1 protein-coding gene and 3 tRNA genes are annotated in these 795 nt (G+C 58.5%); all 4 read right to left on the bottom strand.

Annotation, left to right across the window (positions count from 1 at the left end; translation table 11 throughout):
• Positions 1-126 (bottom strand): GTP-binding protein (locus tag F7R11_RS26955; protein WP_234499085.1); only part of this gene is annotated, 126 nt, incomplete at its 3' end.
• Positions 127-169: 43 nt separating this feature from the next.
• Positions 170-244 (bottom strand) — tRNA-Thr (locus tag F7R11_RS26950).
• A gap of 19 nt (positions 245-263) precedes the next feature.
• Positions 264-337, bottom strand: a tRNA-Gly gene (locus F7R11_RS26945).
• A gap of 61 nt (positions 338-398) precedes the next feature.
• Positions 399-484 (bottom strand) — tRNA-Tyr (locus F7R11_RS26940).
• Positions 485-795 lie beyond the last annotated feature (311 nt).

The following is a 795-nucleotide window of genomic DNA, read 5'->3' as shown; positions in this document are numbered from 1 at the left end:
ACCACCGAACTTGCTCGACAGCACGGTGGCGATCGCTGCGGTCAGCGTCGTCTTGCCGTGGTCAACGTGACCAATCGTCCCAACGTTCACGTGCGGCTTGGTCCGCTCGAACTTTTCCTTTGCCATGACGCGACTCCTGTCTCGGTAGCGATTTGGGTTGGTGGATGCGTGGTGCCCATGGGCAGGATCGAACTGCCGACCTCTCCCTTACCAAGGGAGTGCTCTGCCACTGAGCCACATGGGCGAAACTTACTAACAGTGAATGGAGCGGGTGAAGGGAATCGAACCCTCGTCGTAAGCTTGGAAGGCTTCTGCTCTACCATTGAGCTACACCCGCCCGGGTTACTTCTTCCCTTGCCGCCCGGCCCTGGCTAAGGACCGAACTCACTGCTTAATTCTGGTGGAGAGGGCTGGATTCGAACCAGCGTAGGCGTAAGCCAACAGATTTACAGTCTGCCCCCTTTAGCCACTCGGGCACCTCTCCGAAGAGAACTTGCGATTATGGGACCACCGAGGCACCTTGTCAAGCAGTGCTTGATGAAATCGCATAACGAAACATGCATAAGCCCTCACCCTTAGGCCGCCGAAAGATTCCGAGGGAATCTCTGCCACCGAGAGAACTTGCTGTCGACGGCGGAGCGAACCAATGCACGGCTTGCAACGGCCTCCAAGGCCACGGTTTAGGTCCCTGCATGCTGCACAACCCGAGCTACGACTTCAACGACGAGCTGCTGGCGTTGGGCGCGACGTACTGGGTGAGGCTGGTGGAGCGGTACCTGGCGCGGGGCTGAGGTT

It is taken from the genome of Ralstonia insidiosa (assembly GCF_008801405.1).
Taxonomy (GTDB): Bacteria; Pseudomonadota; Gammaproteobacteria; order Burkholderiales; family Burkholderiaceae; genus Ralstonia; species Ralstonia insidiosa.
The sequence above is the reverse complement of the archived record's forward strand: the minus strand, read 5'-3'. Positions and strand labels throughout refer to the sequence as shown.